Annotated in this window: 2 protein-coding genes and 2 pseudogenes; 2 read left to right on the top strand and 2 right to left on the bottom strand. The window is 36.8% G+C overall.

Annotated elements, in window-relative coordinates; translation table 11 throughout:
- Positions 1–244: 244 nt before the first annotated feature.
- Positions 245–1,401, top strand: a pseudogene (locus tag CWATDRAFT_RS41560) (IS4 family transposase).
- A gap of 290 nt (positions 1,402–1,691) precedes the next feature.
- The gene (locus CWATDRAFT_RS30515; RefSeq protein WP_007308570.1) at positions 1,692–2,060 is read left to right on the top strand and encodes a cytochrome P450; all 369 of its coding nucleotides are present in this window, start codon (positions 1,692–1,694) and stop codon (positions 2,058–2,060) included.
- A gap of 17 nt (positions 2,061–2,077) precedes the next feature.
- On the opposite strand, the pseudogene CWATDRAFT_RS30510 reads toward CWATDRAFT_RS30515, so the two are convergent.
- Both CWATDRAFT_RS30510 and CWATDRAFT_RS30505 read right to left on the bottom strand, forming a co-directional pair.
- Positions 2,078–2,719: pseudogene (locus tag CWATDRAFT_RS30510) on the bottom strand (transposase).
- A 64-nt stretch (positions 2,720–2,783) separates the two neighbouring features.
- The gene (locus tag CWATDRAFT_RS30505) at positions 2,784–3,365 is read right to left on the bottom strand and encodes a helix-turn-helix domain-containing protein (protein ID WP_007304885.1); all 582 of its coding nucleotides are present in this window, start codon (positions 3,363–3,365) and stop codon (positions 2,784–2,786) included.
- Positions 3,366–3,643: the final 278 nt, after the last annotated feature.

Genomic DNA, 3,643 nt, shown 5'->3' with positions numbered 1-3,643 from the left:
CCCCAAACAGGGCAATCGCATTAAAATCTGAGATGCGTGATCCAGTAAAGATTTTAGAGTTTCAGTACAAATGAACGGCGATCGCGAAACCTCTTATGCAGTCAGCTTTTCAAAAATTAAACGCGATTGCCCTGCCCCCCCAAACTGTTTTGATGCGCGAGCGTCAACTCCTAAAAGAGAGAAAACAATCCGATTTTATGCTAATAATAATCAGATTGTCCTTAATCGTTTTATAACTTAAATCATGAGCTTTTTAGCAGTTTATGAATCTCATTTTACCAAACATTTAACACAAACACAGTTCGAGGCTTTTAGAATTTTACTGTGGTTGCTGACAGTACATAAACAGGTTAGAATAGAAAGGTTAGCAGCTTGTTTTCCTTTACCAATCCTTTATTAAAGTCGTCGTAAACATATCCAGAGATTCCTAGTTTTGTCAGCTTTAGCCATTCCCAGATTCTGGTTTCCTGTCATTAAAGCTATTATTTGTAAAGAATTTAAGACTGGCTCTCGTCTGATTATAACAATTGACCGAACCCAATGGAAAGATAAAAATGTTTTCATGGTTGCTGTTATCTGGAAAAAGCTGGCTTTACCCATCTATTGGACACTTTTAGGGAAAAGAGGAGCCAGCAGATTATCTGAACAACAGGCATTAATTCAACCTGTTCTTTGTCTTCTAAAAAACTATGAGTTAGTCATTCTTGGAGACCGAGAATTCCACAGTGTTAAATTAGCTTATTGGTTGAAACAAAAAAGTAAAAAACAAAAGTTATTCTTCGCTTTTCGTCAGAAACAAGGTACAAACCAGAAAAAAAATGATGAAGATTATCAAACTTTTTCGCAGTTAGGAATGAAACCTGGGATGAAGATGTTTTTAACTGGGGTTTCAGTCACTAAAAATAAAGGGTTTGGAAACTTTAATGTGGGAGCATATTGGAAAAGAAAATACAAGGGCAAACAGGAAAAGAGCCTTGGTTTATTCTTACCAACTTAGACAGTTTATCAGAGGTCTTGAAAGTCTATCGAGCCAGGGCAGGTATTGAAGCTATGTTCAAGGATTGTAAGACAGGGGGTTATAATTTGGAGGGAAGTAAAGCCAATAATAAACGACTAAATTCCTTGATTTTATTAATAGCGATCGCTTACACTGCTACTTCTTTAAAAGGCAAAACATTTCGACAAACCAATCAAGGAAAATATATTGCTCGTCTAACTGAAAAATCAAGACGTGACCGAAGACATAGTAATTTTTGGATAGGACTTTATGGCTCTCTTTGGATTCACGCTTGGGAATTTTGCTCTGATTTTATTTCAATTATGATGAGCAATAATCCCCAGAAACTCAACAATTATAAAAAAGGGTTACAAGCCATGTCCATAATAGATAAGACGGCTTAATTCCCCTATTTTATCTTAACATAAAATAACCAGTGGAAGATGATTTATTTTAGATGTAACTATCCAAAATAAACCAATTTTTATTATTTAATAAAAACTAATATTGCCCAAGGGGTTGATTTTGAGCATCAACCCTGTGGGGGGGAGGACGGTGTAACCCTCCTCCCCCCCACACACACGGCAAGAATGATTATCATTATTGTTTATTCTCAATAAGCCCTCTAGTTTTTGACAATTTATAGAGCGATCGCCACGGCTGAAACCCTCTTTCAATCAGGGTTTTAACGGGCTTGTCACCCCGTGAGGATATAACCTCAGAAAATTTAAAAGAGATGCCCTATTTAGAACAGGTTTTAAAAGAGGTTTTAAGGTTAATTCCTCCAGTGGGTGGGGGGTTTAGAAAAGTAATTCAAGAATTTGAATTTGAAGGTTATCGTATTCCTAAAGATTGGACAGTACAATATCAAATCGCCCAAACTCATCAAGAAAGTGATACTTTTCCTAATTATCAAACCTTTGATCCTGAACGCTTTTCTCCTGAAAACATGGTGGATAAACAAAAACGTTTTGGTTATGTTCCTTTTGGTGGAGGTTTAAGAGAATGTTTAGGCAAAGAATTTGCTAGATTGGAAATGAAAATCTTTGCTAGTGCAGCTTAGCAAAAATAATCCATCAGTCACTTATGATCTTTAAAGCCCTTAAATTTCCAAACGAACGGCTTAGCAAAATGTTGATTAAAGTAATCAATAAAATTGAGAATTTTTTGGGATAGTTCTTCAGTTGAACGGACAGTAATTCTTTTGAGTAAACGCCTGACTAAGATCGAAAACCAACACTCAATTTGATTAAGCCACGATGTATGTTTGGGAATATAAACAAAGCGAATTCGATGATATTCATCTGATAAAAAATCTGCTCTGCTGTCCATAGATTGCAAAATCCCCTCCTTTCCTTTTCTCCCCAAATCAATAGTAATTCCACAGCTTTCTGCTACTAATTTGACTAAGCTTTCCGATTTATGAGTGTTGAGTTGATCTACAATAAAAATCCATTCTGCTTTTTCATCAATCTTAATCGTTCTCTGGATATGTTCAGAAAAATCTTATTCTGTTCTTGTCGGTCCAATAGAGGGACTAACAACTTTTCCTCTTGCCACATCCCAGTTCGCAATCAAGCTTAAAGTTCCGTGTCTTTCATATTCAAATTCGATTTTTTCTACTTGTTTAGGCTTGATTCTTTTGTTCGGAAATAATCTCTCAAGAGCTTGAATCCCTGTCATTTCATCTGTACTAATTAAATGAATTCCTTGTTCTAACAAAGTTTTAGCTTCTTGATGAAGTTCACAGATATATTTAACTTGCTTTTTAAATTTTAAGGGATCATCAATTTTGGCATTTAACCAGTAACGAACGAGATGTGGTTGTAATGTCGCTTCTTTTTAAAAAACGCCCCACACTACGGGGGGCAATCTTTTCGACAATTCCTCTTTTTATGGCTTCATCCGCCAACTCTGAAGGTGTCCAATGGCTCACTGGTCTGTCTGATTTTTCACATTCTTCACAAGCGATCGCTACAATCTGGACTACTTGTTCGACCGTAAAGGATTTTGTTGTTCCAGGTCTTGGGCGATCGCTTAAAATTCCTTTGATCAAGACCATTAATGCTTTCTCCGTTACCTGTTGTTCTTCGGCGGCACTCAGTTTTTCTCTCTCCTCAAACCATCGCGATCGCCACTGACGCACTTGTACCCGGTCTAATTCTAATCTTCGACTAATCGAACTATTGCTCTCTCCTGATGCTGCGGCTAAGATTAGCTTGGCTCGTCTAACAAGGCGATAGGGGTTTGTTGTCCCTCTCACTATTTGTTGGAGTACTGTTTTCTGTAGGTTGGAGAGGTTAATTGGCAATGCTTTTATCATGGACATCAACTTCGAGATTCTTCCGTTAGTTTCATTGAAACACATTGTCGTGGCTAGTCACGAAAGTTTCTGTAAAAATCTGGTGGATTACTTTCGCCAAGCTGCACTAGTCTCTTAGTTCGTAAATGTCATTGGGAACTATTACCAGACCAAAACTTAGAGATGATAAATATTCCTAGTCCTCGTCCTAGTGATGGTTTAAAAGTGAAGATTTTCCAGTGTAGTTTAAAGGGGTAAAATTCCCCTTTTTTTATTCTAGTCAGTTTTATTTAAGTTATCTTTCGATACAACAAAAGGGAAAAGACTTACAAATATTCAATCTT

Origin of the sequence: Crocosphaera watsonii WH 8501 (genome assembly GCF_000167195.1) — a bacterium.
Taxonomy (GTDB): domain Bacteria; phylum Cyanobacteriota; class Cyanobacteriia; order Cyanobacteriales; family Microcystaceae; genus Crocosphaera; species Crocosphaera watsonii.
Note: the sequence above shows the minus strand (reverse complement) of the source record. Positions and strands in the feature narration are given on the sequence as shown.